General features: G+C 65.2%; 22 protein-coding genes. 12 read left to right on the forward strand and 10 right to left on the reverse strand.

The window, feature by feature from the left end; all coding sequences use genetic code 11:
• Window positions 1-110 precede the first annotated feature (110 nt).
• The 7 genes from ACLNEE_RS05860 (at window position 111) to ACLNEE_RS05890 (ending at window position 5775) form a co-directional block, all read left to right on the forward strand.
• Complete coding sequence (locus ACLNEE_RS05860) at window positions 111-1439, forward strand: flotillin family protein (RefSeq protein ID WP_411422387.1); 1329 nt, start codon at window positions 111-113, stop codon at window positions 1437-1439.
• Complete coding sequence (locus ACLNEE_RS05865) at window positions 1436-2680, forward strand: flotillin family protein (RefSeq protein WP_411422388.1); 1245 nt, start codon at window positions 1436-1438, stop codon at window positions 2678-2680. Before ACLNEE_RS05860 ends, ACLNEE_RS05865 begins: the two co-directional genes overlap by 4 nt.
• Window positions 2681-3000: 320 nt before the next feature.
• A complete protein-coding gene (locus tag ACLNEE_RS05870) occupies window positions 3001-3441 on the forward strand; it encodes a hypothetical protein (RefSeq protein WP_412006893.1) in 441 nt (146 codons plus the stop codon).
• Between the two features lie 240 nt (window positions 3442-3681).
• Window positions 3682-4275: a spermidine N1-acetyltransferase gene (speG, locus tag ACLNEE_RS05875; RefSeq protein WP_411422392.1), complete on the forward strand. Its 594-nt coding sequence runs from the start codon at window positions 3682-3684 to the stop codon at window positions 4273-4275.
• A gap of 60 nt (window positions 4276-4335) precedes the next feature.
• Window positions 4336-4599 (forward strand): hypothetical protein, encoded by a 264-nt coding sequence (locus ACLNEE_RS05880; protein WP_411422393.1) that lies wholly within the window; start codon window positions 4336-4338, stop codon window positions 4597-4599.
• Window positions 4596-5027: an RNA-binding protein gene (locus tag ACLNEE_RS05885; protein ID WP_411422394.1), complete on the forward strand. Its 432-nt coding sequence runs from the start codon at window positions 4596-4598 to the stop codon at window positions 5025-5027. The genes ACLNEE_RS05880 and ACLNEE_RS05885 overlap by 4 nt, the downstream gene beginning before the upstream one ends.
• 25 nt (window positions 5028-5052) lie before the next feature.
• Window positions 5053-5775 (forward strand): esterase/lipase family protein, encoded by a 723-nt coding sequence (locus ACLNEE_RS05890; protein ID WP_411422395.1) that lies wholly within the window; start codon window positions 5053-5055, stop codon window positions 5773-5775.
• Here ACLNEE_RS05890 and ACLNEE_RS05895 read toward each other — a convergent pair.
• Together ACLNEE_RS05895 and ACLNEE_RS05900 are read right to left on the reverse strand one after the other, a co-directional pair.
• Window positions 5730-6488, reverse strand: coding sequence for a chitin deacetylase family protein (locus tag ACLNEE_RS05895; protein ID WP_411422396.1), 759 nt, complete (start codon window positions 6486-6488; stop codon window positions 5730-5732). The two genes, ACLNEE_RS05890 and ACLNEE_RS05895, sit on opposite strands and share 46 nt — an antisense overlap.
• Window positions 6461-6748, reverse strand: a complete 288-nt coding sequence (locus tag ACLNEE_RS05900) for a CDGSH iron-sulfur domain-containing protein (RefSeq protein ID WP_411422397.1) — start codon at window positions 6746-6748, stop codon at window positions 6461-6463. Before ACLNEE_RS05900 ends, ACLNEE_RS05895 begins: the two co-directional genes overlap by 28 nt.
• 298 nt (window positions 6749-7046) lie before the next feature.
• Here ACLNEE_RS05900 and ACLNEE_RS05905 point away from each other — a divergent pair, with 298 nt between their 5' ends.
• Window positions 7047-8141: a WD40 repeat domain-containing protein gene (locus tag ACLNEE_RS05905; protein ID WP_412006894.1), complete on the forward strand. Its 1095-nt coding sequence runs from the start codon at window positions 7047-7049 to the stop codon at window positions 8139-8141.
• Between the two features lie 270 nt (window positions 8142-8411).
• Window positions 8412-8690: a hypothetical protein gene (locus ACLNEE_RS05910; RefSeq protein ID WP_411422399.1), complete on the forward strand. Its 279-nt coding sequence runs from the start codon at window positions 8412-8414 to the stop codon at window positions 8688-8690.
• Window positions 8691-8873: 183 nt separating this feature from the next.
• Here ACLNEE_RS05910 and ACLNEE_RS05915 read toward each other — a convergent pair whose 3' ends face one another.
• Entirely contained in the window at window positions 8874-9119 is a 246-nt protein-coding gene (locus ACLNEE_RS05915) for a chlorophyll a/b-binding protein (RefSeq protein ID WP_411422400.1), read from the reverse strand.
• A gap of 170 nt (window positions 9120-9289) precedes the next feature.
• Here ACLNEE_RS05915 and ACLNEE_RS05920 point away from each other — a divergent pair, with 170 nt between their 5' ends.
• Complete coding sequence (locus ACLNEE_RS05920) at window positions 9290-10051, forward strand: DUF305 domain-containing protein (protein ID WP_411422401.1); 762 nt, start codon at window positions 9290-9292, stop codon at window positions 10049-10051.
• 10 nt (window positions 10052-10061) lie between these two features.
• On the opposite strand, the gene ACLNEE_RS05925 is transcribed toward ACLNEE_RS05920, so the two are convergent.
• Together ACLNEE_RS05925 and ACLNEE_RS05930 are read right to left on the reverse strand one after the other, a co-directional pair.
• Window positions 10062-10508, reverse strand: a complete 447-nt coding sequence (locus ACLNEE_RS05925) for a cupredoxin domain-containing protein (RefSeq protein ID WP_411422402.1) — start codon at window positions 10506-10508, stop codon at window positions 10062-10064.
• Complete coding sequence (locus ACLNEE_RS05930) at window positions 10505-12625, reverse strand: copper-translocating P-type ATPase (protein ID WP_411422403.1); 2121 nt, start codon at window positions 12623-12625, stop codon at window positions 10505-10507. The genes ACLNEE_RS05925 and ACLNEE_RS05930 overlap by 4 nt, the downstream gene beginning before the upstream one ends.
• Before the next feature lie 248 nt (window positions 12626-12873).
• Between ACLNEE_RS05930 and ACLNEE_RS05935 the strand changes: the two genes are divergently transcribed.
• The gene (locus tag ACLNEE_RS05935) at window positions 12874-13989 is read left to right on the forward strand and encodes a sensor domain-containing diguanylate cyclase (RefSeq protein WP_411422404.1); all 1116 of its coding nucleotides are present in this window, start codon (window positions 12874-12876) and stop codon (window positions 13987-13989) included.
• A gap of 296 nt (window positions 13990-14285) precedes the next feature.
• Here the strand turns inward: ACLNEE_RS05935 and ACLNEE_RS05940 are convergent, their stop codons facing one another.
• The 3 genes from ACLNEE_RS05940 to ACLNEE_RS05950 all read right to left on the reverse strand — a co-directional run bounded on the left by ACLNEE_RS05940 (window position 14286) and on the right by ACLNEE_RS05950 (window position 15988).
• On the reverse strand, window positions 14286-14471 hold the full coding sequence (locus tag ACLNEE_RS05940; RefSeq protein WP_411422405.1) for a hypothetical protein: 186 nt from the start codon (window positions 14469-14471) through the stop codon (window positions 14286-14288).
• Between the two features lie 147 nt (window positions 14472-14618).
• A complete protein-coding gene (locus ACLNEE_RS05945; RefSeq protein WP_412006895.1) occupies window positions 14619-15098 on the reverse strand; it encodes a hypothetical protein in 480 nt (159 codons plus the stop codon).
• Between the two features lie 191 nt (window positions 15099-15289).
• A complete protein-coding gene (locus ACLNEE_RS05950) occupies window positions 15290-15988 on the reverse strand; it encodes a cupin domain-containing protein (protein ID WP_411422420.1) in 699 nt (232 codons plus the stop codon).
• A gap of 97 nt (window positions 15989-16085) precedes the next feature.
• Between ACLNEE_RS05950 and ACLNEE_RS05955 the strand changes: the two genes are divergently transcribed.
• Window positions 16086-16346: a Nif11-like leader peptide family RiPP precursor gene (locus ACLNEE_RS05955; RefSeq protein WP_412006896.1), complete on the forward strand. Its 261-nt coding sequence runs from the start codon at window positions 16086-16088 to the stop codon at window positions 16344-16346.
• Between the two features lie 77 nt (window positions 16347-16423).
• On the opposite strand, the gene ACLNEE_RS05960 is transcribed toward ACLNEE_RS05955, so the two are convergent.
• Both ACLNEE_RS05960 and ACLNEE_RS05965 read right to left on the reverse strand, forming a co-directional pair.
• The gene (locus tag ACLNEE_RS05960) at window positions 16424-21814 is read right to left on the reverse strand and encodes a beta strand repeat-containing protein (protein WP_411422407.1); all 5391 of its coding nucleotides are present in this window, start codon (window positions 21812-21814) and stop codon (window positions 16424-16426) included.
• Between the two features lie 339 nt (window positions 21815-22153).
• Complete coding sequence (locus ACLNEE_RS05965; RefSeq protein ID WP_411422408.1) at window positions 22154-24109, reverse strand: PP2C family protein-serine/threonine phosphatase; 1956 nt, start codon at window positions 24107-24109, stop codon at window positions 22154-22156.
• Window positions 24110-24235 lie beyond the last annotated feature (126 nt).

Here is a 24235-nt window from a genome sequence, read left to right on the forward strand (position 1 = left end):
CACTCGGGCCGCCCAACTGAAGAACTCTACAAAAATGAAGAAAGCCAGTACAAGCCTTCAGCGCCAAACCATGCCTGCTACACCGGCAGAGGCCGGGAGAACCAGCTCAGATGGCAACAAACGCCCTGTTCCTGCAGTCTTACCCACCACCTCTGCCCGTCAACAACCGTGACCCTCAGCTTGGCCTGATTCTCGGTGCCAGCTCTGGGATCTTCGTCGGACTGATCGCCCTGACGATCATCAGCAAATGGATGATCCGCATCTGCAGACCCCATGAAATGCTGGTGGTGACGGGCTCCAGAAGCCCTGACAGGGGCGAGGGCAGCAAGGGTTATCGGGTTGTGGCCAATGGTGGCTGGACCTTCGTCAAGCCCGTTCTGGAGACAGCTCGGCGCATGGATGTCACATTGCTGCCGGTGCTGGTTGAAGTCAGCAACGCCTACTCGAAGGGGGGCACACCGCTGAACATCCAGGCGATCGCCAACGTCAAGGTGAGCACCGACCCCGAGGTGCGCAACAACGCGATCGAGCGGTTTCTGGGCCGCGATCCCAGCGAGATCGTGCAGGTGGCCAAGGAAAACCTGGAAGGCAACCTGCGCAGCGTGCTCGCCCAGCTCACCCCCGAGCAGGTGAACGAGGACCGGCTGCGTTTTGCCGAGCAGATCGCCGACGACGTCGGCGAAGATCTCCGGCGGCTGGGCCTGCAGCTGGACACCCTCAAGATTCAGAGCGTCTCCGACGACGTCGACTACCTCAACTCGATCAGCCGCCGCCGCATTGCCCAGATCGTGCGCGATGCCGAGATCGCCGAAGCGGAGGCGATCGGCCAGGCGGAGCGCATCGAAGCGGAGATGGAGGAGGTGGCCGAGGTGATGCGCACACAGACCGCCACGGCGGTGCTGGAGAAGGGCAATGCGGTGCGCACGAAAGTGGCCCTGATGGAGAAGACGGCCCGCTCCGAAGAGGAGCGCACCCAGGCGGCCGAGCTGGAGGCCCGCGCCCGCGCGGAGCAGCAGCTGCAGAAGGTGCGGGCGGAGCTGGAACGGCTGCGCCTCAGGGCCGAGGCGGTGCTGCCGGCCCAGGCCCGCCAGAAGGCCGAGGAGCTGCGGGCCCGAGGCCGTGCCTCCGCCACGGCGGAAGACGTCAAGGCCAGCGCCCTGGTGAACGATCTGCTCACCGACGTCTGGAATGAAGCCGGCAGCACGGCCGAACTGGTGTTCCTGCTGCAGCAGATCGAGATGGTGCTGCAGCAGGCGGCCCGGCTCCCGGGTCAGCTGCATCTCAAGCGCATCACCGCCATTGACGGCAATGACGCCACCAGCCTCGCCAGTCTGGTGGCGCTCAATCACGTCGTCGTGCGTCAGTTCTTTGAGCAGGTTCACGAGATCCTCGGCATTGATCTGCTGGGGACACTCCGGTCCTCCGCCAGCAACTCATGATCTTTTTCGCCATCGGTCTTTCCGGTCTTGCCGGTCTGGGGGCTTTCTATGTGCTGCTGAGTCGGCTGTATTTCATCTGCCAGCCCAGTGAGGTTCTGATCCTTGCCGGTCTGCGCCGTCGCACCGGCAGCGGCAGCGCCGTGGGTTACCGAACGGTGCGGGGCGGCAGTGCCATCCGCATTCCCGTGCTGGAAGAGGTCATGCGCCTCGACCTCAGCAACATGATCATCGACCTCAAGGTGGACAACGCCTACTCGAAGGGCGGCATTCCCCTCAACGTGGCTGGGGTGGCCAACATCAAGATCTCTGGAGAGGAACCAGGCATTCACAACGCCATCGAGCGGTTGATCGGCAAGTCGCAGGATCAGATCCGCCACATTGCCAAGGAGACGCTCGAGGGCAATCTCCGCGGGGTGATGGCCAGCCTCACGCCAGAGCAGCTCAATGAAGACAAGGTGACCTTCGCTCGAACGCTGCTGGAGGAAGCGGAGGACGATCTGCAGCGGCTTGGGCTGGTGCTCGACACCCTCCAGATCCAGAACATCTCCGATGATGTGCGCTACCTCGACTCCATCGGTCGCAAGCAGCTGGTGGAGCTGCGACGGGATTCCCGCATCGCCGAGGCCGAGGCGGCCTCCCAATCGGCCGTGAAGCAGGCCGAAAACGAGCGCATCACCTCCCTGCGTCGACTCGACAAGGAGCTGGCCATCGCCACCGCCAACGCCCAGAAGCGGATCACGGATGCCCTCACCCGCCGCGACGCCATGGTGGCGGAAGTGGAAGCCGAGGTCGGAGCCGAACTGGCCAGGGCCGAGGCGGAGCTGCCGATGCAGGAGGAGCGGATCAAACAGGTGATCCAGCAGCTGGAGGCTGACGTGATCGCCCCGGCCGAATCGGAATGCCAGACGATGGTCGCCGAGGCCAAGGGGCAGGCCGCCACCATCGTGGAGCAGGGGCGCTCCCAGGCCGAGGGTCTGCGCGAACTGGTGCAGTCGCTGAAGCGATCCGGCGACGATGCCAAGCGTCTGTTCCTGCTGCAGAAGCTTGAACCCCTGCTCACCATGCTCAGCGGCACGGTCGGGGACATCGAGGTCGAGGAGGTGACCCTGATCGGCGAGCGTCAGGGGCAGGTGAACCTCTCGCTGGCCACCCTGCTGAAGCAGCTGCAGGACAGCACGGGCATCCGGCTGCTGCAGGGCGGCCAGCGGCCCTCCGAGCCCAGCTCCGACATGGTCCGCTGAGTGGGCCAGGAGACCGGGTCGCGGCAGGTCCCCTGGTTGATGGCTGTGTCGAGAGGAGGCAGCTGGCGCTGTTCCGCCAGGTGGGGGATCGGCTGCCATCAGCTGCTCCGCGACAGCGGTGCCGCCTACAGGTCCGAGGGCTCAGCTGCTGGCATGAACACCCTGGTGGCCAACCACACCTGAGCATCCATTCGGATCACCCGGCTTCATGATCTGAATCCTTCGTTACCTGTTGTCAGCTCGCCACCGCGGTGTTCAGCGTTCATCAAGGGATCAGCGCTATCGAGATCCACTCCCATGTGCCGGCTGGTCAACGGTGCTTGTCGTTCGTGTTGGCTTTCTTCCCCTTGCTGGCGCCATACGAGCTGGTTATCCGGCCCAACTGGAGCAGCTACTTCAATGTGTTCTTTCTGTTTGCGGCTGTCATTTCGCTGGGGGCTGTTGCCGTCAGTGCGCTGCTGTTCTGGGCTGCAATGGCAAGCCTGAATTCCATGCTCAGGTTCGACAAGGATGATGGCGTCTTCACATACTCGGCTGGCGCTCCCATTGTCCCGAGGCGCACCCTTCAATTCCGACTCAGAGAGATTGCACGTCTGTGGGTTGAGAAGCACGACTGGACCGATGGAGCGCCTAGCTACGCCCTGATGATTCAGATGTCTGATGGGCACAAGCTGCGATCGGGCTCCTCGTGGTCCAGGAGGGAAGTCGAAGACATCGTTCGACGACTCTCGACGTTTCTCGGTATGTCAGCGCCAGTCTGAGACATGGTGGCATCTCCACCACACGCTGCAGACGCACCCGCATGCGCCTCATTCTTCTGGGCAATGCTGGCGCTGCCGCCTGGATGCGTTCCTACCCGACCCGCGAAGCGGAGTGCGGCCTCAGGCTGCACCGGGCGCTGTTTGAGGCCTTCCCAGGGCGAAGCAGGGGGCTCAACCAGTCTGATCGCTACAGCATGGTGCCATGATTGTTTCCACGCTGGTTGCATCAACCTCATGGGCATGACGCTCCTGCTACGTGCTCTGGAACGGAAGGATCTTCGATTTGTTCATCGCTTGAACAACAATCGAAACATCATGTCCTACTGGTTCGAGGAGCCCTATGAATCCTTTGATGAGTTGGAGGAGCTCTACAGCAGGCATATTCACGACAATGCTGAACGGCGGTTCATCGCTGAAGACAGCCTGGAGCAGCTCATCGGGCTGGTTGAGCTGATTGAAATCGACTACATTCACCGCCGGGCTGAATTCCAGATCATCATTGATCCCGTCCATCAGGGTAAGGGCTTCGCCAGGGAGCTGATCGGCAGGGCGTTGGATTATGCCTTCAACATCATGAATCTCCATAAGGTCTATCTCGTGGTGGCCATTGAGAACCAGAAGGCGATTCATCTTTACGAAGACTGTGGCTTCGCGGAAGAGGGCTACTTCGTTCAGGAGTTCTTCAGTGGTGGCCGCTACCAGGATGTGAGGCGAATGTATATTCTGCAGGACACCTATTTGCAGCGTGTTCCCCTGCCGAATCCTTTGCAGGAGTCGGCGGACTCCGGCCCGGGGCGCTCATGCGCGGCACAGTCGCCGAGCCCGGTGAGCTGACTGGTGGCCTCGGGGCGCGTGGGTCCGACTGTCACGCTGGAGGGAAGTGGATGGTTCCCGATGAACGGTGCTTCCGGCCTTCGCCAGCTGGCGCCGCAGGCGATCCTGCTGGCTCTGCCCGTGGCCGCCGCCGCCCAGCCCCTGGCGGGGGGGCGGGCGGTGATCGGGCTCAGCTGCGAGCGCGACAGCTGGACGCTGTTCCGGCTGTCGCGGGCCGGCCAGGAGGTCTACAACTTCGGCGCCGATCCAGCCTGGAGCTACCTGCCCGCGGGCTCGATCGCCGGCACCAGGTTCTGCACCGAGCCGGTGCGGATCGCCGAATGAGGCCTCCCCCGTCACCGTCCGGGTCCCCCGGGGGTGCGAGGGTCATCCCGGCCGTGCTGCATGGCTTCGGCTGCATCCTTGTGCTGCCCTATGTGGCGCTGGCGCTGCTGTTTCTGGTCATCGGCGATCTGGCCCGCTCCAAGGGGCTGTTCGCCCTCCTCGAAACGGCCCTCCACCATCTGAACGGGTTTCTGGTCTGGGGGATCTATGGGCTGCCGCTGCTGTGGCTGGCTCTTGTGGTGATGGGCTTTGTGCCGAGTCTGCGGCGGGCAGGGGCGCTGGCTCTGGCGTTGCTGGCCCTGAGCAGTGGCCTGGTGATCGTCACCCTCTCCTCCACCCCGCTGCAGGCCGACGACCTGGTGTTCCTGCTGCCCTGCCTGGCTGTGGCCGGGATCAGTGCCTGGCGTTGGTGGATCCAGGCGCCCTGATCACCCCGTTGCTGCGTTGCGTTCCATGCCCTGCCAACCGATCCTGGTCCTCGGCGGCTTCCTGATCAGCCCCGAGGCCTATGCACCGATGCTCCAGCGGCTGGAGCAGCTGAGCGGCCAGCCGGTGCGGCTGGTGCCGGTGGGCAAGCCGGAATGGCTGCTCACGGTGTTCGCCTTCGCCTGGGCCCGCATCCTCGATCGCGTCGCCACCGCCGCCCGCGAGCTGGCCAGCCAGTCGCCCACCGGCCAGGTGACCCTGATCGGCCACAGCTCCGGCGGCATCATGCTGCGGCTGTTCCTGGATGACGCCCCCTTCCAGGGCCGCCGCTACGACGGCAAGGCCCTGGCGAGCGCGCTGGTGATGCTGGGCAGTCCCCACACGGCCCTCAAGGCCACGGTGCTGCGCCAGATGGTGCAGCGGCGCCTGCCGGGCTGCCCCTTCGCCGATCGGGTGCGCTACGTGTCGGTGGCGGGGGATCTGGACCTGGCCGAAGCCAGCCCGATGGCCCAGCGCCTGGCGCCCACGGCCTACCGCAACAGCACCGGCGATCCCCACGACCGCGGCGATGGCCTGGTGCCGGTGGCCTCGGCCCTGCTGGAGGGCTCCACCCCCCTGGTGCTGCCCGGCGTGGCCCATGGCGGTGCCTTCGGCACCAGCTGGTACGGCAGCCCCGCGGTGGTGGAGCGCTGGTGGGCGGCCCTTCAGGAGCCCGGATCGAGCAGCTCCGCCAGTGGCACGAAGCTGTAACCCCGGCGCCGCAGCGCGGGGATGATCCGCTGCAGGGCCTGGCGGGTGCGGCCGTTCAGGGCCGGGGTGTCGTGCAGCACCAGGATGCCGCCGGGGTGGGCGTTGGCGAGCACGAACCAGCGCACGAATCCCAGGGGCGGCTTCAGGGTGTCCCACGGGAAGATCGAGCCCAGCACCAGCCGGTAGCGGCGCCCCGCCAGCCACGCCAGCATGCGGTTGTGGAACCAGCCCTGGCCGGGGCGGCACCACCGCCAGGTCACCGATTCGGGGCAGGCGGCCCGCTCCACGCTCCGTTCGGTGTCGCGGAGCTGCTGCAGGAAGACGGCCTCCTCCAGGGCAGCGGAGCGCTCATCGCGCCAGAGGTGGTTGCCGAGGCTGTGGCCCTGCTGCAGCGCCCGGCGCGGGAAGGCCGGATCCCGCTCCAGATGGGAGCCGATCAGGAAGAAGGTGGCCGGCACCTGCAGCTCCTCCAGCAGCTCCAGCAGGGCCTGGGAGCCGGGGCCGCTGGGGCCGTCGTCGATGGTGAGTGCCAGCCGCTTGCGCGCTCCCGTGCCGCAGAAGATCACGCCCGGGTTGAGCGGCGCCAGCACGCCCCGGATCAGCAGCGAGGGCAGCAGCAGCCCGAACACCAGCAGATCCAGCACCACCACCAGGGCCAGGCCGGCCAGCAGCGGGGCCATGGCGCTCACGCCGGCGCCCTTCGGCCAGGCCACCAGCCACGCCACCAGCCGCGCCGGGCCTGCCGGGTGTGGCTGCCGTCGCAGAGGGGGTAGTGGTGGGAGCGGCCGCAGCCGCACAGCGTCACTGTGGTGGGCTGCTCCAACCGCAGTTCGTGGGAGATACGGCCCGTGCCGAGGTGGGCGCCATCACAGAACCAGCCGTGGCGACTGCGGCCGCAGCTGCAGAGCTGGTGAACGCCGGCCGGCAGATCGAGCCGGATCGGCCCCGCTGGCAGGGGCTGCTGCTCTTCCATCGGCGTGCGACCAGCTGGGAGTGGCGGTCACCGACCAGTCTGGGCCACTGAATTGGTGGGACTGAATCGTTGAGCGTTCGCAGAATGGCACCGAAACCTCTGCGAGAATGGGCCATCCGCATGGTCGTTGATGCGAGGCCGGCAGCAGCGCCATGGCCCTCTGTTCTCCTGCGTTTTGAACGAAGAGCGGATTCCGGCGAATCGTCCGCTCAGGCCCAGCGAAGGAGATCAGCTGCTGCGTGGCAGCGGACGGCCACGGGCTGCTTTCTCGGGGCTGCCATGGGGACTGACCGCAGCCTTGCTGGCCCTGAGCTGCTGGTTGGCGGTCGGCGAGCGGGTGCTGGCCCTTGAGCCTGTAGGCGAACCGATTCCAGCGTGCGCCAACCCCGAGCCCAGCTCCGGGCGGTTGGCCTACGACGGGTTGGGCTACCTGGCCGGTGGCGGCGGGTTCCTGTTCACCTGCGCCAACCGGCTGGGTCGGCTCGATCTGACCAACCGCCGCCTGGAGCTTTTACCCGCTGAGACGATCATCGCGGGCCGGCCCGACGGACGTCTGCTGGTGATCGGCACACCGACCTTCTCCGGAGAGGCCAGCTCCCCCCCCGATGGCGGCTACCTGTCAGCAGATGGACAGACACTGGTGATTGTCGGGGTCGATCACCTGGAGGTGCGGTCTGCCAGCGGCGCTCTGCTCGTCAGCACCAGCTATGCGAAAGGTATGGTCGGCGGCGAGGCCGATGCCTTCATGGTCCCGAGTGCCATGGCCCTGGCTCCGGATGGTCAGTCCGTTGTGATCGGATTTCCACGGGGTCTGGCGCAGCTGTGGGGAGTGGATGGAAAACTGAGGCACACCTTTCGCGGCTTTCCGATCACGTCTGCCGATGCGGCGGATCAAGGGGATGGAAACATCCGGTTCCTTGCCTATCACCCCGATGGGCAATCCTTCGTGGCGGTGAGTGGCGATGGCCGGGTGAACCACTGGCGGCTGGAGGGAACGCTGATCCGCTCCTTCCCCACCGGCCTTGTTGCGGGAACCGACGCACCTCGGGCCGATCTATCCCCCGATGGCACGCTGCTGCTGGTGGCGCCGATGGAGGGCAGGCCGGCGCTCTGGTCCCTGCAGGGAGCCCAGCTGCTGGTGCTGGCGGATCCCCAGGCCGGCGACCTGCCGCCCTCCCCGCCGGAGGCGGTGCGGTTCAGCAGCGACGGCACCACCCTGCAGGTGCAGACCCTGGACGAGATCCAGATCTGGAGCCGCCAGGGAACCCTGCTCCAGCGCCTCTCCCGGTACAACCAAGGGATCAGCCTGGCCGGGCTTTCCCCCGATGGTCACTGGCTGGTGGGGGGCAGCCATGAACCGGACGTGAAGGTGCGGCTGTGGACGCTGCCGTGAGCTCCCGCGGGCGACGGGCCCGGCCTCACCCCGAGTCCTATGTGCTGATGGACTGCATGGTGGCCTAACAGCCAGGTGGCCACAACCGGTGGCCAAACAGCCAACGTGCATGACCTCACGCCGGTAGCTCAGCTGCCGTACCAAGGGGAGCCGGCGTGCGACGGATGGTGTGTGACCCGATCGGGCCCAAACAGGGCTGAAAACGGCCAGGGAGGAGGTGACGCCAGCGCCATTCTGCGCTAGTACAGGTGTATCACCTCCGTGGTCGCCATGGTCCCCCTTGCCCTCGCCTCCATCCAGCCCTCCCGCCTCGAGCCGATCGAGGAGTGGCCCGCCCTCGGGGCCGAGCGGCTGGTCGCCAGCCGCAGCCGCTGCGTCTGTCTGACCTGCCATTTCTTCCGGCACCATCCAGGGCCTGGCGGCATTCCCCTGCTCGCCTGCCATCTCCATCAGGGCCTGATCGCCCATGGCGAGCACATCACCCGGCGCTGTGCGGGTTGGACCCAGGAGCTGCACCGCCGCAGCGGCTGGGCCCCGGAGGTGGCCTGAGCCTGATCCCGCGCCCGCGCCCGCGGCCCGGCTCAGGCCACCGGCAGCAGCGCCCGGGCGAATCCCAGGGCCAGGCCGATCTGGCGAAGGGGGAGCCCCAGCACGGTGGAGGCCAGGTCAATGACGATGGAGCGGATCACGGCGCAGGATCGGGTCAGGTCGCGGGGGGGCCGGCGGGCCGGATCAGAGGCAGAACGGCAGCAGGTTGGTGTGGCAGGCGGCATAGCCATCCACCAGGGGGCCCAGGCCGATCTGGTGGAGGATGCTGAAGCCCGTCAGCCCCTCCACCACCACGCCGATCAGCAGGCCGAGCATGGCGGCGCGGCCGTTGAACAGCTCCACCCGGCGCAGCTGCTCCACGTGGACGGCACGGGTGGATTTGGAGGGGGTGCTGGGTTGGGCCTTGAGCTGGGCGGCGCTGCTGGTCATGGCGAATCTTTACGTGATGTAACGAACCGTAACACGGCTTCTCAGGTGCCGCTCGTGTGGCGTCTGCCGCGGGCGCCTGCCATGCGAGAGGGGCTGGCGGCTGGCGGGGGCTTGACTCTCCACCTGACTGGAGCCCATAGCTTGTGCGGGCCTGCCGTTCCTGTCTGTTGATGTCCCGTTCCGCGTTCCCGGCCCTGCGGCGCTGCGGGCTCTCCGCCCTTGCCCTCACGGCCCTGCTCGCCGCTCCGGCCCTGGCTGCGGTGGACCCCCACGCGGGCCATCGGCACGGGGAGCATCGGCAGGGGGAGCAGGGCGATGGCCCCGTCCAGGCCCGGGGCGAGCAGGATCACGACCACGACCATCAGCACGACCACGCCAGCCACGACCTGGGGCCGGCCGGGGCCACCTACGACCTGCGCTTCATCGACGCGATGGTGCAGCACCACACCGGTGCCCTGCGCATGGGTGAGTTCGTCTTCGGCATCGGTGAGCCCGGCGTGGGGGCCCTGGCCAGCACGATCTGGCGTGAGCAGGCCCAGGAGATCCGGGCCATGGGGCTCTGGCGCAAGGCCTGGTATCCCCAGGCGCCGGTCCACCCGGTCAGCCTGGCTCCCGGCGGCGACCCGGACAGCCTTGATGGGCTCACCCGCATGAGCCGCTCGGAGATCGAGGCGATGCGGATGCTCGGCGATGGCCCCACCCGCGACAACCGGGTGGTGTGGTTCCTCGAGGGGATGCTGCACCACCACGGCATGGCGCTGCAGATGGCCCATGACGCCCTCGCCAAGAGCACCAACCCCACCCTCCGCCGGTTTGCGCGGGGGGTGATCGTGGCCCAGCGCGGCGAGATCATCGCCCTGCGCCGGATGCTGGCCGTCGAGGGCCTGCGCAAGCCCGCGTACCACCAGTACGACGCCCTGTTCGCCCCCTAGGCGTTCACCTCTAGGCCTCCACCTCCAGGCTGCCCCGCACCATGGCCATGCCGCAGTGGAAGGGGTAGACGCCGGGCTCCATCGGCGGCAACTCGAGGCTGGTGCGGGCGTCGAGGGGCAGATCGAGGCTGCGTTGGAAGTCGGGCACGATCACCCGGGCCACGCAGCTGCTGGGATCGCGCCGATCGAAGATCAGCCTCACCGGTCGCCCGGCCTGCAGCCGCACCCGCGAGGGGCTGTAGCCCCCATCGACGGTGATGGTCACCTCCTGCCACCCGCCTGCGCCGGTTGCCGCCGGGGCGGCCTCGCCGTGGCGGCCGAGGAACCACCACAGTTCCGCCGCGATCAGCAGCAGGCCGGCGGCGGCCACCGCCAGCCGCAAGGCCAGGGGCTGCTCGATCGTGCGCCAGAGCGGTTCGGCCCTCGTCAGGGCGGCGGCGGGCAGGCAGCAGGTCATCGGCGGGCGGCAGTGGGCAGGGGCGTGGGCCGGAAGCGGCGCAGCCGCAGGGCGTTGCTCACCACGGACACGGAACTGAACGCCATGGCGGCGCCGGCGAGCATGGGGCTGAGCAGCCAGCCGGTGAGCGGGAACAGCAGGCCGGCGGCGATCGGGATGCCGGCCACGTTGTAGGCAAAGGCGAACACCAGGTTCTGACGGATGTTGGCCATGGCGTGGCGGCTGAGCTCGATCGCCGCCGGCACCCCGGCCAGCTGGCCGGAGATCAAGGTGATGTCGCTGGCGGCGATCGCCACGTCGGTGCCGGTGCCCATGGCCAGGCCCACATCGGCCTGAGCCAGGGCGGGGGCGTCGTTGAGCCCATCGCCCACCATCGCCACCGGGCCCTCGCCGCGGGCCTGCAGGTCGCGGATCACCGCGGCCTTGTCGGCGGGGCGCACCTCGGCGATCACCCGATCCAGGCCCAGCTGGGCGCCCACCACCTCGGCGGTGCGGCGGGCATCGCCGCTGAGCAGCACCACCTGGAGCCCCAGCCGCCGCAGGGCGGCCACGGCGGCGGCGGCATCCGGTTTGAGCGGATCGGCGATGCCGAAACAGGCCTCGATCCGCCCGTCCACCGCCACGGCCGCCACGCTGCAGGCGGCGGCCTCCAGCCGGGCCACCAGGGGCTCGAGGGGCGTGACGTCGAGGCCGAGCTCGCTGAACCAGCGGGGGCTTCCCACCAGCAGCTCGTGGCTGCCGCTGCGGCCCCGGATGCCCCGGCCGGCCAGCGCCTCGAAGCCTTCCACGGCGGCCAGCGGGGGCTCGGGGAGCTGGGGGCGCAGGTAGCGCACGATCGCCTCGGCCAGCGGATGCTCCGAGCGCTCCTCCAGGGCCGCCACGGCTGCCAGCAGCTCCGGTGCCGCCAGCCGCCCGCCAGGCAGGCGCTCGAAATCGGTCACGGCCGGCTGGCCGCGGGTGAGGGTGCCGGTCTTGTCGAGCACGAGCGTGCGCAGCCCACCGGCGGTTTCGAGGGCCTCGGCGCTGCGGAAGATCAGGCCGTTCTCCGCCCCCTTGCCCGAGGCCACCATGATCGAGGTGGGCGTCGCCAGGCCGAGGGCGCAGGGGCAGGCGATCACCAGCACGCTCACCAGGAACAGCATCGCCAGCACGGCGTTGCCACTCACCAGGAACCACACCACGAAGGCGGCGATGGCCAGGGCGATCACCGCCGGCACGAACCAGCCCACCACCTGGTCGGCCAGCCGCTGCACCCGGGTGCGGGAGCTCTGGGCCTGGCGCACCAGCTCCACGATCTGAGCCAGCACCGTGTCGGCGCCCACCTGGCTGACGCGGAAGGTGAAGCTGCCGCTGCGGTTGAGCGAGGCGCCGATCACGGTGTCCCCGGGCCCCTTGGCGACCGGGGTGGGTTCGCCGCTGAGCATCGATTCCTCCACCCAGGAGCTCCCCTCCACCACCACCCCGTCGACGGGCAGCTTCTCGCCGGGGCGCACCTGCACCAGATCCCCCACCGCCACCAGCGCCACCGGGATCTCCTGGGGCACCCCGCCTCGCAGCACCCGGGCCGTGGGGGGCTGGAGCTGCAGCAGCCGCCGGATCGCCTCGGAGGTCTGGCCGCGGGCCCTGGCCTCCAGCAGCCGGCCCAGCAGCACCAGGGTGAGGATCACCGCGGCGGTTTCGTAGTAGACGTCGGCCGGCAGGCCCTCGGCCGTGAGCAGCTGCGGGGCGAGGGTGGCCACCAGGGAGGTGAGCCAGGCGATGCCGGTGCCGGCGGCCACCAGGGTGTTCATGTCGGCGCTGTGGCGGCGGAAGGCCGAGGCGGCACCGCTGAAGAACTCCTGCCCGCACCAGAACAGCACCGGCGTGGTGAGCAGCAGCTGGGTCCAGGGGCTGGTGAACCAGGGCGGCAGCAGCGGCAGGGAATGGCGCCCGAGCATGTGGGGGAGGCTGGAGAGCATCACCAGCAGCGTGAGCACCGCCGCCACGCTCAGCCGGCGGCGCAGCAGGGTGCGTTCCCGGGCGAGCTCCCGTTCCATCTCCGCGGCCGAGGCCACCAGGGCAGGCTCCGATCCGGCGCCGTGGCAGCAGGCCGGGCCGGCAGGGGACGGGACGCTCATCAGGGGGCCCTCAGCGCGGTGAGGCATGGTTCAACCTATGGGGTGGTCCAGTGGACTGGAGAGTCAAGCCCCCGTGCACAACCGGGGCGGGACCCTCCAGGGCACCTGGCTGCGCGGAGTCGACCGGGCGCCAGGACAGGATCCCTGCTTGCCTCCGGAGCGCTCAAACACCCTGGCCCCCCCTGCCGGATCGGCCCTGGAGGGGCGGACCGAGCGCCCTAGGGTGAAGCCTGCAGGAGGAGAGCAAGGTGTATCCCGACTACCCCCTGCCCCGCGATGAACAGGACCGGCAGCGGGATCTGGAGGGCTTCGGGGTGCTGGACCATCCCGGCGATGCCCATTTCGACCGGTTGGTTCGGCTGGCCTCCACGGTGCTGGAAACGCCGATCGCCCTGATTTCCCTGATCGACAAGAACCGCCAGTGGTTTCTGGCCCGTCATGGTCTGGAGGTCAGCGAGACCCCGCGCGAGGCGGCGTTCTGTGCCCACGCGATCGTCGGCGGGGAGCCGATGGTGGTGACGGATGCCCGCAACGACCCCCGCTTCTGCAACAACCCCCTGGTGGTGGATGAGCCCGGGATTCGCTTCTATGCCGGCGCTCCGCTGGCCTCGCCGGAGGGGCACAACCTCGGCACCCTCTGCGTCATCGACCGGGTGCCGCGCAACTTCAGCTCATCGCAGGTGAAGCTGCTGCAGGATCTTGCCGATCTGGTGGTGCGTGAACTGGACCTGCGCCGCGGGATGCGGCTCTGTCCGCTGACGGGTCTGGCGAACAGGACGAGTTTCCTGGAGCAGGGCCAGCGGGAGGTGAACCGTGCCCTGGAGGGCGGCCTGCCGATGGCGCTGCTGTTGATCGACATCGATCAGTTCAGCAGGATCAACAACCGCTGGGGGCATCAGGCGGGTGATCAGGTGCTCCGCGATGTGGCCGAGGTCTGCCGGTCGCAGCGCCGTCCCCAGGATCTGGTCGGGCGGCTGCGGGATGATCAGTTCGCCATGCTGATGGTGAACACCGACCCGGAGGCGGCCATGGAGCGGGCCGAGGCGGTGCGCTCAACGATCGCCGATCTGAGCGGCGTCTTCACCAGCAGCGGTGAGGGGCTCTACGCGAGTGGGGGGCTGACGGAGCTGACCCCAGCGGATCGGCGGATCGAGGATCTGCTGGGGCGGGCCGGACAGGCCCTGCTGCTGGCCCAGAGCAGTGGGCGGGAGCACCAGATCGCCCGGCTCGTGAGCGAGCCTGGGGTCAGGCCTTCAGCAGATGGACCCGGCGGGAGTGATGGGTGGTCAGCAGGCGCTGGAGCAGCAGGACGGCGGAGTGACGATCCAGGCAGCTCGCGAAGGGTCGGTGATCCAGGTAGATGAGGTGGAGATCGCCGGCAGTGGCTCGTACCATCGACATTCTTAAGGTTCTCTTTATTTTCTAGATTGGCGCCGGCAGCGGCGCCAATAGGTCGTTGTGCCCATTCCCGCTGGCCGGCTCAGGGCGTTGCCGGATCAGAGCACCGCGTGGGCCACCAGTTCGCTCAGGCTGGCCAGGCAGGCGCCGATCAGGGCGAAGCGCACCGCGCAGTTGAGCAGGCGGGACGTGATCATGAAGCGGATCGGGATCATCGGGTTATCTCCTGGTGTTCTGGGGTAGTGGAGATGGGCCGCAGGGATCAGGACGGGGCCAGATCCATGGCGCTCACCTGCTGGAGGGACACGGCGAAGGCCGGGGAGCCGTTCCGGGAGAGGGGCCAGCGACGCACCCAGCAACTGTCGGAGTCCTGGTCGATGCTGAGCACCTGGTAGGCATGGTCGGGGCTGGTTTCGAGCCGGACCATCTGGCCTTGTTCGAGGTTCATGGCGCAGTTGGCTGAAGGGTGAACGGATTAGCCCTGGCGGAGGAGGGACTGAATCCGGGGACGTTGGGGTGATGGGCCGTCGGACAACTCACAACGTAACGGACTGTTGCGCCGGATTGACAGCCAGTCATGGTTTGGTCACGACTGTCAGCGGACGCCCATGCTGCAGGAGGCGAGCAGCTGCGGCAAGGCCCCGTAGCCGTGGCCATCGCCGAACGCCCGGCGCAGCGGCTGCAGGCCGATCGAGCGTCGGTCGGGGTGCAGCCGCTGGCTGGGGACCACCCAGAAGCGCCACTGGTTCGGATCCTGCGGAGCGACCCGGAGCGGATCCTGCTCCGCCAGCAGGCAGAACACCCAGGCGGTGATGTCCCGGTGGGCCTCCCGCTGCTCGAGTGAAAAGCTGACCGCAGCCGGGGTGTCCTGGTGGGGGGCCGTGAGGAAGGCGGCCGAGGACACCGCCAGGCTGCGCCTGCCGCCTTCGAGGCTCAGCAGCCCGTCACCGCGCCGATGGTCGCCCGGGTCGCGGCCGAGGGCGCGATGCACCAGCCACTCGGCGTAGGCGCTGCGCAGGCGGCTCTCGAGCAGGGGTCCGGCCTGCCAGCGCAGAAAGGCGTCGAGATCCTCCATGGGGGCATCGGGCTGGCGGAGCGAGTCTCGCGGCCTGGCTGGACACCGGCCAGCGGCCTGGCGCCGGGTGAGCAGGGAGTTGACAGGCCCCAGCGCCGCGGCTAGTACAGGCGTACTGGTTCTCGTGTCATGGCTGTCTCCGCTTCCCCCTACGCCCCGTTCCAGGTCGAGCCCTGGATGCGCTGCACGCCTCAACCCTCGGGCGGGCCTCCGGGTGTGCCGTCCGGCCCGAGGGTGGAGGGCAGGTGGCCGGTCTTGACCCAGATCGTGCAGCCCGCCTCACTCCAGGGACGGTGAGCGCTGCCGGGGGGATTGCGCAGCCAGCTGCCGGCCGGGTAGGTGCCCTGCTCGTCCTGGAACACCCCCTCGAGCACATAGATCTCCTCGCCGCCGGGGTGGCCGTGGGGCTGGAACACCGTGCCGGGCGCCCAGCGCACCAGGGCCACATGTTCCGAGCCGAAGGCATGCAGCGGCAGCACCGACAGCCCCGGCACCAGGCCCGGCACCCAGCCGCCGCGGCGGGTGTCGAGCACCACGGTCTGCTGATCGGCGGGGTGCATCTGGTGCAGCTTCACCAGGATCGTGCAGCCGCCGCTGCTGAACGGGGCATGGCTGCTGCCGGCCGGGTTGCGCAGGTAGGTGCCGGCCGGGTGGTCGCCGTGCTCATCGGAGAAGGTGCCCTCGAGCACGAGGATCTCCTCGCCGCCGCCATGGCTGTGCCGATCGAAGCGGCTGCCGGGGGCGTAGCGCACGATTGAGGTGGCCCGGGCCACTTCGCCGCCGAGGCGATCGAGCAGGCGCCGCTCCACCCCGGGCAGGGGCGAGGGGGTCCAGGGGAGGGTGGTGGTGCCCAGGGCGACCCGCTGGGTGCGATCGGCATGCAGCTCCATCGGGGGATTCTGCTCGGGGCTGGGCTGGGCTGGGGCGTGGCGTGGCTCGGAGCTGGCGCGTTGCCTAGCTTTCCGGAAGATTCTCAGAGCAGGCTCGGTGGCGGATTCGATCGAGGCGTTCGTGGAGCGGGTGCGCCAGGACGAAACCCTGCAGCGCACGCTGCGGCTGGCCACCACGGCAGCTGCGGTGAGTGAGGCGGCCGCCGAGGCGGGCTTTGAGCTCAGGCCGGCCGCGATCGTGAAGCACTACGCCCAGCGGCTGCTGGCGGCGGACGACGCGCTGGCGGTGCGGAACTTCGATCGCTGCGGCTGGGATGCCGGCGAACTGCTGTGGCTGCTCAAGACCTGGGAGGACTGAGCGGGGCTGTGCTGCTGGCCATGAAAAAGGGCTGACGTTGCCGTCAGCCCTGCGGGTTGCTGATTGTGGTTGTGGAGTCAGCTGAGTAGTTGCTCCATGCCGGAACTCATGGGGTCGTAGGTGGTGGTGAAGGGGTCGGTTGTGTAGGAGGTCGGCGGGGAGCTGGTGAGGGTGGAGGAGGTGAGGGCGGCGGGATCGTTGAGGGGTTCGGTGTTTGTGGGATCGCTGCCGCTGATCAGGGGCTCGGTCTCCTGACTGGGGGATGGGGAGAGCGGATCGGTACTGGTGGGATCCGTAGCGGTGATGGGTGCCGACGTGGTGGTGTCGGTTGGGGTGGTGGTGCCTCCCGTGCTGGCCAGGCCGGTGATGGGATCGGTTGGGGTGCTGGAGGTACTGCTCTTGGTTTCCGTGGTGGTTTTCAGGGTGATGGCGTTGCCGGTGAGCGGGTCTTCCGTGCTGAGCAGCTGGGTGGTTGAGAGTGTTGTTGTGGTTGGCGCGAGGAGAGACTCAGGAGGTGGATAGTCGACTGCAATGGTCTGCTCGGCTGTCAGGTCTCCGTCTGCATCCACCACATTGAATGTGATGTCCAGGTCAAGCGAGGGGGGTGTTGTTTCCGTGCTGCTGAATCCGGCGTCGATGATCTTGATCGGGCCTGTGCTGTTGTCCTCCTCAATGGTGTTGCCTGGCCCCACCAATCCATCGACAGGCTCACTACTATAGCTGCTTGCTCCGACAGTCCCCGTGCCGACATCGGGATTGAGGTTGATGGCCGAGCCGCTTAGGCCATCATCGCTGTTGAGGATCTGAATGGACTTGATGAGCCAATCGTCGTCAGCTGCAATGTTGTAGTCATTGCTCTCGATGATCAGCAGGGCGTCGTTGTTGTCCAAATAGGCGTCGCTTGGGTCGGCGGGATCGTTGGTTACGAGTTCCTCATAGCGCGTTCCCTCAAGGCTGGCGTAGTCGTCATTTTCGAATAAGTCGCCCTGATCCACGTAGATTGCTCGCGTGGTTGTGATAGATGAATCAGTGCGATCAACCAATTCGAGGTTTATAATCAGATCGTCGACCTCGGTTTCAAACAAGTCAAACTTGATCCAGAAGTCGCTGATGTACTTCTCCTCTGCAGTTGGGGCTCCCGGTAGAGAGAGGTCAGTATATCCAAAAGTATTGTCTGAGTAGAAACGGATGTTCGCGGCTTCTCCCGCTTGGATGGTGTTGCCCGAAACCCCCAAAGCCGTGCTGGAAAGGGTGACACTGTCTTGGTCGCCAGTAATCAGCTCGCCAGCTAGATATGCCTTGTTGTCCACGATGGTGGCCGGATCTCCTGTTTCCTCTGGGTCTACGGCATAGAGTGGGGAGTTGAATCCTGTGATCTGGATCCAGAAATCCTTCCCCAGCTCCCCAGTCGCAACGGGTTGAGGGCCGTTGTGAGGATCAAGCTCGTTCAAGGGGTACGAGTCATATCCCGTCCCGCCGCTCAATGTAAAATCTTGGATCGTAGTGAGTGCATCAAATGCAAGCGTATAGGTGTTTCTGAGGTCTACGTTAGCGTTGTCGGCCTTGTAAAATGTCAAAGTCCCAGTGACTGTCTGATCTGGCGTGTTCGCATCCCTGTCGTGATCGTAGCCGAAACTCACGTCAAAGACGGCTGTAGTGGCGTCTTCGGAGTTCCAGGTAATGCTCGGATTGCTTACCGGATTGTCCTCACCGTTGGCATCGCCAGATAGAGACAGATTGGCGAAATCGCTATTCAAGGCAGAATAAGAGCTTCTATTGTCGGCCCCAATGGAGTACTCAAATGCCCCTGAATAGGTCCAGAGGCCTGTTCCGATTGTTGGGTCTGTATCTGGAACGGGAGCTATGTCGATCTCGGGGATGTCGTCCTTGTCCTGCAGCGTCAGATTGATCGTCGCCAGATCTCCGTCGTTGTCCTTGCCGGTGAACGTCACCGTCGCCAGGGTGTTGATCTGTTCACCCTGCACATCCACGCCCAACAGCAGGTTGTCCAGCAGCGTGTACGTGTAGCTGCCGTCGGCGTTCACCAGCAGCGAGGCCGCCGCATCCACGTTGCTCGTTCCCTGGTACGTACCGGTCTGGTTCCAGTAGAGGGTGACGGAACTGCCTGTGGGAACGGCGACAGCGGACTGTCCAGAGACCTGGACCTGGGTCAGTTCGTCGAACTCGTCGGCGCCCCAGTTGCCGTTGTCGGAGACATCGCCGCTGACGACGCTGCCGTAGTCGACGCCACCACCGGCATCGTTGGCCTCGTCGATGCCCGGGGAGATTTCCTCATCCTCGACAATCGCAACGGCCTCGGCGTCCATGACACCGGGGATGTCGTCCTTGTCCTGCAGCGTCAGATTGATCGTCGCCAGATCTCCGTCGTTGTCCTTGCCGGTGAACGTCACCGTCGCCAGGGTGTTGATCTGTTCACCCTGCACATCCACGCCCAACAGCAGGTTGTCCAGCAGCGTGTACGTGTAGCTGCCGTCGGCGTTCACCAGCAGCGAGGCCGCCGCATCCACGTTGCTCGTTCCCTGGTACGTACCGGTCTGGTTCCAGTAGAGGGTGACGGAACTGCCTGTGGGAACGGCGACAGCGGACTGTCCAGAGACCTGGACCTGGGTCAGTTCGTCGAACTCGTCGGCGCCCCAGTTGCCGTTGTCGGAGACATCGCCGCTGACGACGCTGCCGTAGTCGACGCCACCACCGGCATCGTTGGCCTCGTCGATGCCCGGGGAGATTTCCTCATCCTCGACAATCGCAACGGCCTCGGCGTCCATGACACCGGGGATGTCGTCCTTGTCCTTGAGTGTGAGGGCGATGGTGGCGAGATCACCGTCGTTGTCCTTGCCTGTGAAGGTGACGCTGGCGAGGGTGTCGATCTGCTCGCCCTGGTCGTCGACGCCGAGGAGGAGGTTATCGATGAGTGTGTAGGTGTAGGAGCCGTCGGCGTTGACGAGCAGGGAGGCGGCGGCATCGGTGTCATCGGTGCCCTGGTAGCTGCCGTCCTGGGCCCAGTGGAGGGTGACGGAGCTGCCTGTGAGAGCGACGGGGGATTGGCCGGAGATCTGGACCTGGGTCAGTTCGTCGAACTCATCGGCGCCCCAGCTGCCGTTGTCGGAGACATCGCCGTTGACGACGCTGCCGTAGTCGACGCCACCACCGGCATCGTTGGCCTCGTCGATGCCCGGGGAGATTTCCTCATCCTCGACGATGGCATCTGCCTCGGCGGCCATGGTGCCGGGCCCGTCATCTTCCACTTGGACTGTTACCTGTTGCGAAAAGACACCGGCATCGAGAATATTGAATCCGCCAATATCCCAATCCAGCGTCTCTCCTGAAATACCTGTGTTCTGGAGTACTGTACGATTGGAGTCCTGCGGGGTGAAGTAGGTAATCTGGTCTTTGGCCTGAAGCCCAGTGATTTCGACAATATCTCCCTGGAAGTCAATCTCAAGTGTGAATGTCTTCTGGTTTCCGCCCTTGCCAATCGTGCGGGATGTGGAGGCGTCGATGCCACCCGTTGCGGTTAGGAGGACATTCCCCTTCCCGTCGGTGATGGTTACCTCGGTGATTGTTCTGGTGAGATCGTCATTGGGAGACTCGATCCTGTCGACATCCTTGGCGAATTCATCTCCTAACTGCAGCGCTGTTGGATCCGTATAGAGAGCTTTGATCGTGGCAACGGCATAGTCCCCTCCACCTTGGGTTTGGGAGATGGACCAACTGACTTGATTGGCGCCGAACAAGGCTGTTGGAGTGATCCCTGTGAAGGTGCTCTTGTCGGCCGTCAGCAGTCCCGGAGAGTTCTGGGCAAAGGTGAAGACCACCGCTTCTCCGTCGGTGTCCTTGCCGGGATCAATTCCCTCAATCAGCTGGTTTGTGTTGGCGATGGTTGTACTACCGCCGCCATGGCTGGTGTTGATGGTCTGTCCATGCGTCCAGGCTTCATCCGCAATGACGATGATCTGATGGGTGGCGTCCCCAAAGGCGTTCCAGTTGTTCTGTCCGGCCGCAAGGGTGTCGAGGTCAAAGTCGCTAGCGGTGTAGACGCTGACATAAAGATTGTCGATACTCTCAACATTGTCGTCTGAGCTCGGGGAAGTATGTTTGATGGCTTCGTAGAAAACCGACCAGATCTTTGCTCCCCCAGTACTGGGCTCTAGGTACAGGCCTAATACCAGTTGGCCACTGGTGTCATAGCCCAGAACGATATTGTCATCGCTTGCAGAGCGGAACAGGTAGACGTCTTCATCGTCAATTGTTGTGAGTCCACTTGGCTTCCCGTCTGTTGGAGTGTCGGCGTAGGCATCGAATGCTGTGCTGCCGGCATAGGTGAATGCCAGGTTATTGATTGCGCCATCTGTCGTGATATTGACGGCGTTGGACCCCGAGTTGTTGTTGGCTCCCGTGTAGCCGCTCAATGCGGCACCCGTGACATACCCATTCGCTGGGTTGGTGTTGAAAGCGCGCAGTCCAGTGAGCAGACTGGAGAAACCACCAGGTAGCTGTGTCAGCAGAATGTCGTTGTCTAGCTGACTGGGCGCATTGTTGTTATCTGGATCGGGGGCGTTGGTGATGGCGTTCTGCAGCCCTGCTGTCTCGTCGTAGACGGTGCTGCTACCCGGCGAAAGCGTGGTGCTGTCGGTGAAGCTTGTGGTGGCCATCGGACCCATGGCTAGGTCGTCGGCCGTGCCGAACTCGCCGTCCGGGCCGGCCTCCACCGCCTGGGCACTCAGATCCACCGTGGCATTGAGCGCATCAGGAGGGCCGCTGCCACTGCCGTCGTCATCGCTGGGCACCGTCCAGCTGGTCACCACCGTGCCGTTGACCATTCCGTCCAGATCGCCGGCGCCGCCATCGGTCACCAGGAAGCTGCCGTAGTCGTCGGCATCGCCGTCGGCGCCCGGATCGGCGGGATCATCCGCCAGGGAGAACTGCACCGTGGCACCGCTCGAGAAGCCTGAGGCCGTGATCGTCACCTCCTCGCCCGGCTTGTAGTCGGCCTTGTCGGTGCTCACCGTCGGGCCATCCCCTGCGGCGGTCAGCCCCGCCGATTCCATGCTCTGCAGAGCGCCCTCGTCGTCTGAGGCAGGGGGCCCATCCGGGCGCTCACCTACGTAGTGCTCATCGACCTTGTCCTTGGACACTCCTTTCCCGTGGAGTCTTTCGCCGAGTGAGCTCAGCAGGTCATCCCGGAAGCTGCTCCAGGCGTCACTGTCCAGCAGTGGCGCAGCCACAGGACTGCTGCCGGTTCGCTGTGCTGCTTGCTCGGGTGGAGGTTGATGCGGCTGCTCGAGCGGCAGATGCTCGTCCAGATGCTCAGCCGCCTGTCCCCGGCTGGTCATCCACTGGAGCAGTCCGGCACGGAAGCTGGGCCAGTGGCTGGTGCCCAGGGGGGAGTTGGGCTCGAGAGCGCCAAAAGGCCCTTTGCGGCCGGCGCTGCCGTTGGATGAAGCCATGGTGTGTCATCCGCTACATACCTTTGGTCTAGGCGGGCTTGTGACAGATGCACGACCGGCACACCGTTCTTTACAGATAAGTGGCCTATGTATTGCTTCCTAGGTAGTCTTACCAACTCATCTTGTTCGGTATTTCTTAAGCTTTGGGCTGATGGGTAAAACTTCTTACGTCTCTAGTGGATGGGGCTGCTCAGGTCGAGCTCCAGCTCTTTGCGCGCGCGTTTGTTGTGGCCAAGCCTGGGACATGCCACAGCTGTCCCTGTGCTGCCCGGTGGATTGGTGGGCATGAATCCATGCCGTGTGGGCCTCTGATCCAGGCCTGCGCAGTGTTGCCTGACTTCAGGACGCCTGGGCAGCCTCCTGGACATGCACCACCATCAGGGTGAGGTCGTCGAAGGGTTCGGTGCCGCTGGTGTGCTGGTTCACCGTTTCCACCAGTGAGCTCAGCAAGCCCATGGCTGATAGATCCTGTGGGCTGATGGTCTGCAGATGGTTCAGCAGCGCTGGGCGGCCCCAACCCTCGCCTGTGGGTGAGTGGGCGTCGACCAGCCCGTCGCTGTAGGCAACCAGATACTCACCCCCCCTCAGGTCCACCGAACCCGCGGTGTAGCTGGCGGTCGTGAAGATCCCCACGGCTGGCCCGGTAGCCTCCAGCAGAATCTGCTCAGCTCCCCGCTGAATGATGCACGGTTCATGGCCCGCCGAGACGTAGTGGAATTCCCTCCGACTCGGACAGAGCGCCGCCAGAAAGACGGTGGCGAACATCATCGAATCCTGGTGGTTCCTGGCCATGTAGTCGTTCACTTCCTTCATCGTCTCCAACATGATGGTCTTGGGATCTGAACTGTCGTGCTCCCGCAACAGGCTGTAGCGCAGCAGCGAGCGGAAGACCGACATGTAAAGCGCTGATGGAATTCCCTTGTCGCAGACATCGGCGACAACGAGATAGGTCACATTGTTGATGGATATCCCGTCATACCAGTCGGCGCCAATCTCCTGGGCTGGATACGACACAGCCTGGATTTCCATCCCTTCAGGCTCGGGGATCTTTTTGATCAGAAAGTCTTTCTGAATCTCGCGTGCGGTCTGCAGTTGTCTGCGGGTCACGGCTCCCTTCTTCTCCTCGGCGAGGAAGATCTTGAGCTGGCTGGACGTGCGGTTCACGTTATCCAGTAATACGCCAAGCTCATCATCACGATCATGTTCAATTCTGGTCTCAAAATTGCCGTCACTGATCAATTGCAGGGCTGCTTCTGCTTTTCTTAACGGTTTGATGATGCGATCGCACTGCTGATAGATGACCACGCAGGAAAGCAGCAGGCCACCCATCCCCAGGGCCGCCAGCAGATGCATCAGCCGGTCCCGCTCAGCAAAGACCACGTGCTGATTCAGGACCATCACCGCAGTCCATGTCTCATCAGCATTGTTGATGCTCACAAAATAGGGCTGGCCGTTGATCGTCACGTGATCCAGCACTGATTCGACCTTTCCAGACGTGATGTAGGGCGGCCACTTCGGCTGGAGAAACAGGGGCGCCCAGACTCCTTTCAGATAGTCCTGCTTTGAAAAGACCTTGCTGGCATCCGTTGTAACGGGGTAGATGATGTCTCCGGTCTTGCTGATCAGCATGAACGAGCTGTCAATCGTTCGCGATGTGCCGATCTCGTCCAGGGCCTGCTGCGTTCCCTTTGCCCCTGAGATCACCGACTGGCTGTCCGTGAGCACCTGCTTCAGGCCCGCCTCATCCGAGAGGAATTGCAGTGGCAGGCAGGAGTAAATCGCCCCAACAGGTGCCTCGGTAGTCGGAGTTGAACCAGTGGATCCTGAAGGCGTCGAATAAATCGGGTAGCCGGTGGTCATGCATACGGTCTTCCCGTGGAAGAACCTTTCGACCGTATAGCTATATTCCCCTCGCATGACCTTTTCAAACGACTCTCGCCCCTGCAGGCTTTCTTCCACCTTGGCCTTGATTTCCGCTCGCTTGGTGATCTCGTCACTGCCGGCCAGCAGTTTGGGTGATGGACCCGCCGAGAACACGGCCCAGTGACGATATGGATAGCTTTCCCCCAGGGCATCCACCACCGTTTGCAGCTTTTCAACCCTGCGGTTGCTCACATCTTCGGCGATGGCTTTGCTCAGTACAGCCAGGCTGAAGTTGGTCTCCTGTCCCCATTCGCGGATTCCATTGGAAATCAGCCTTGCTTCCGTTTCCAGCCGTTCCTCGGCAACACGTGTGAGACCTCTTGAAACATAATAATTGGCCAGAACATAGCTCAGGCCCAGGAAGGGAACCAAGGCCAGGAGAATCCGGCCGGTCAGTTGAAATCGGATACTTCGGCTGATGCGCCTTGGATCGAGGCGCGCCAGGGGACCGGAGTGGCGCGGCGGATCCCCTGGCTTGGATTCAGGCCCATCTCCCAT

It is taken from the genome of Aphanothece stagnina RSMan2012, assembly GCF_046764815.1.
Taxonomy (GTDB): Bacteria; Cyanobacteriota; Cyanobacteriia; order PCC-6307; family Cyanobiaceae; genus NIES-981.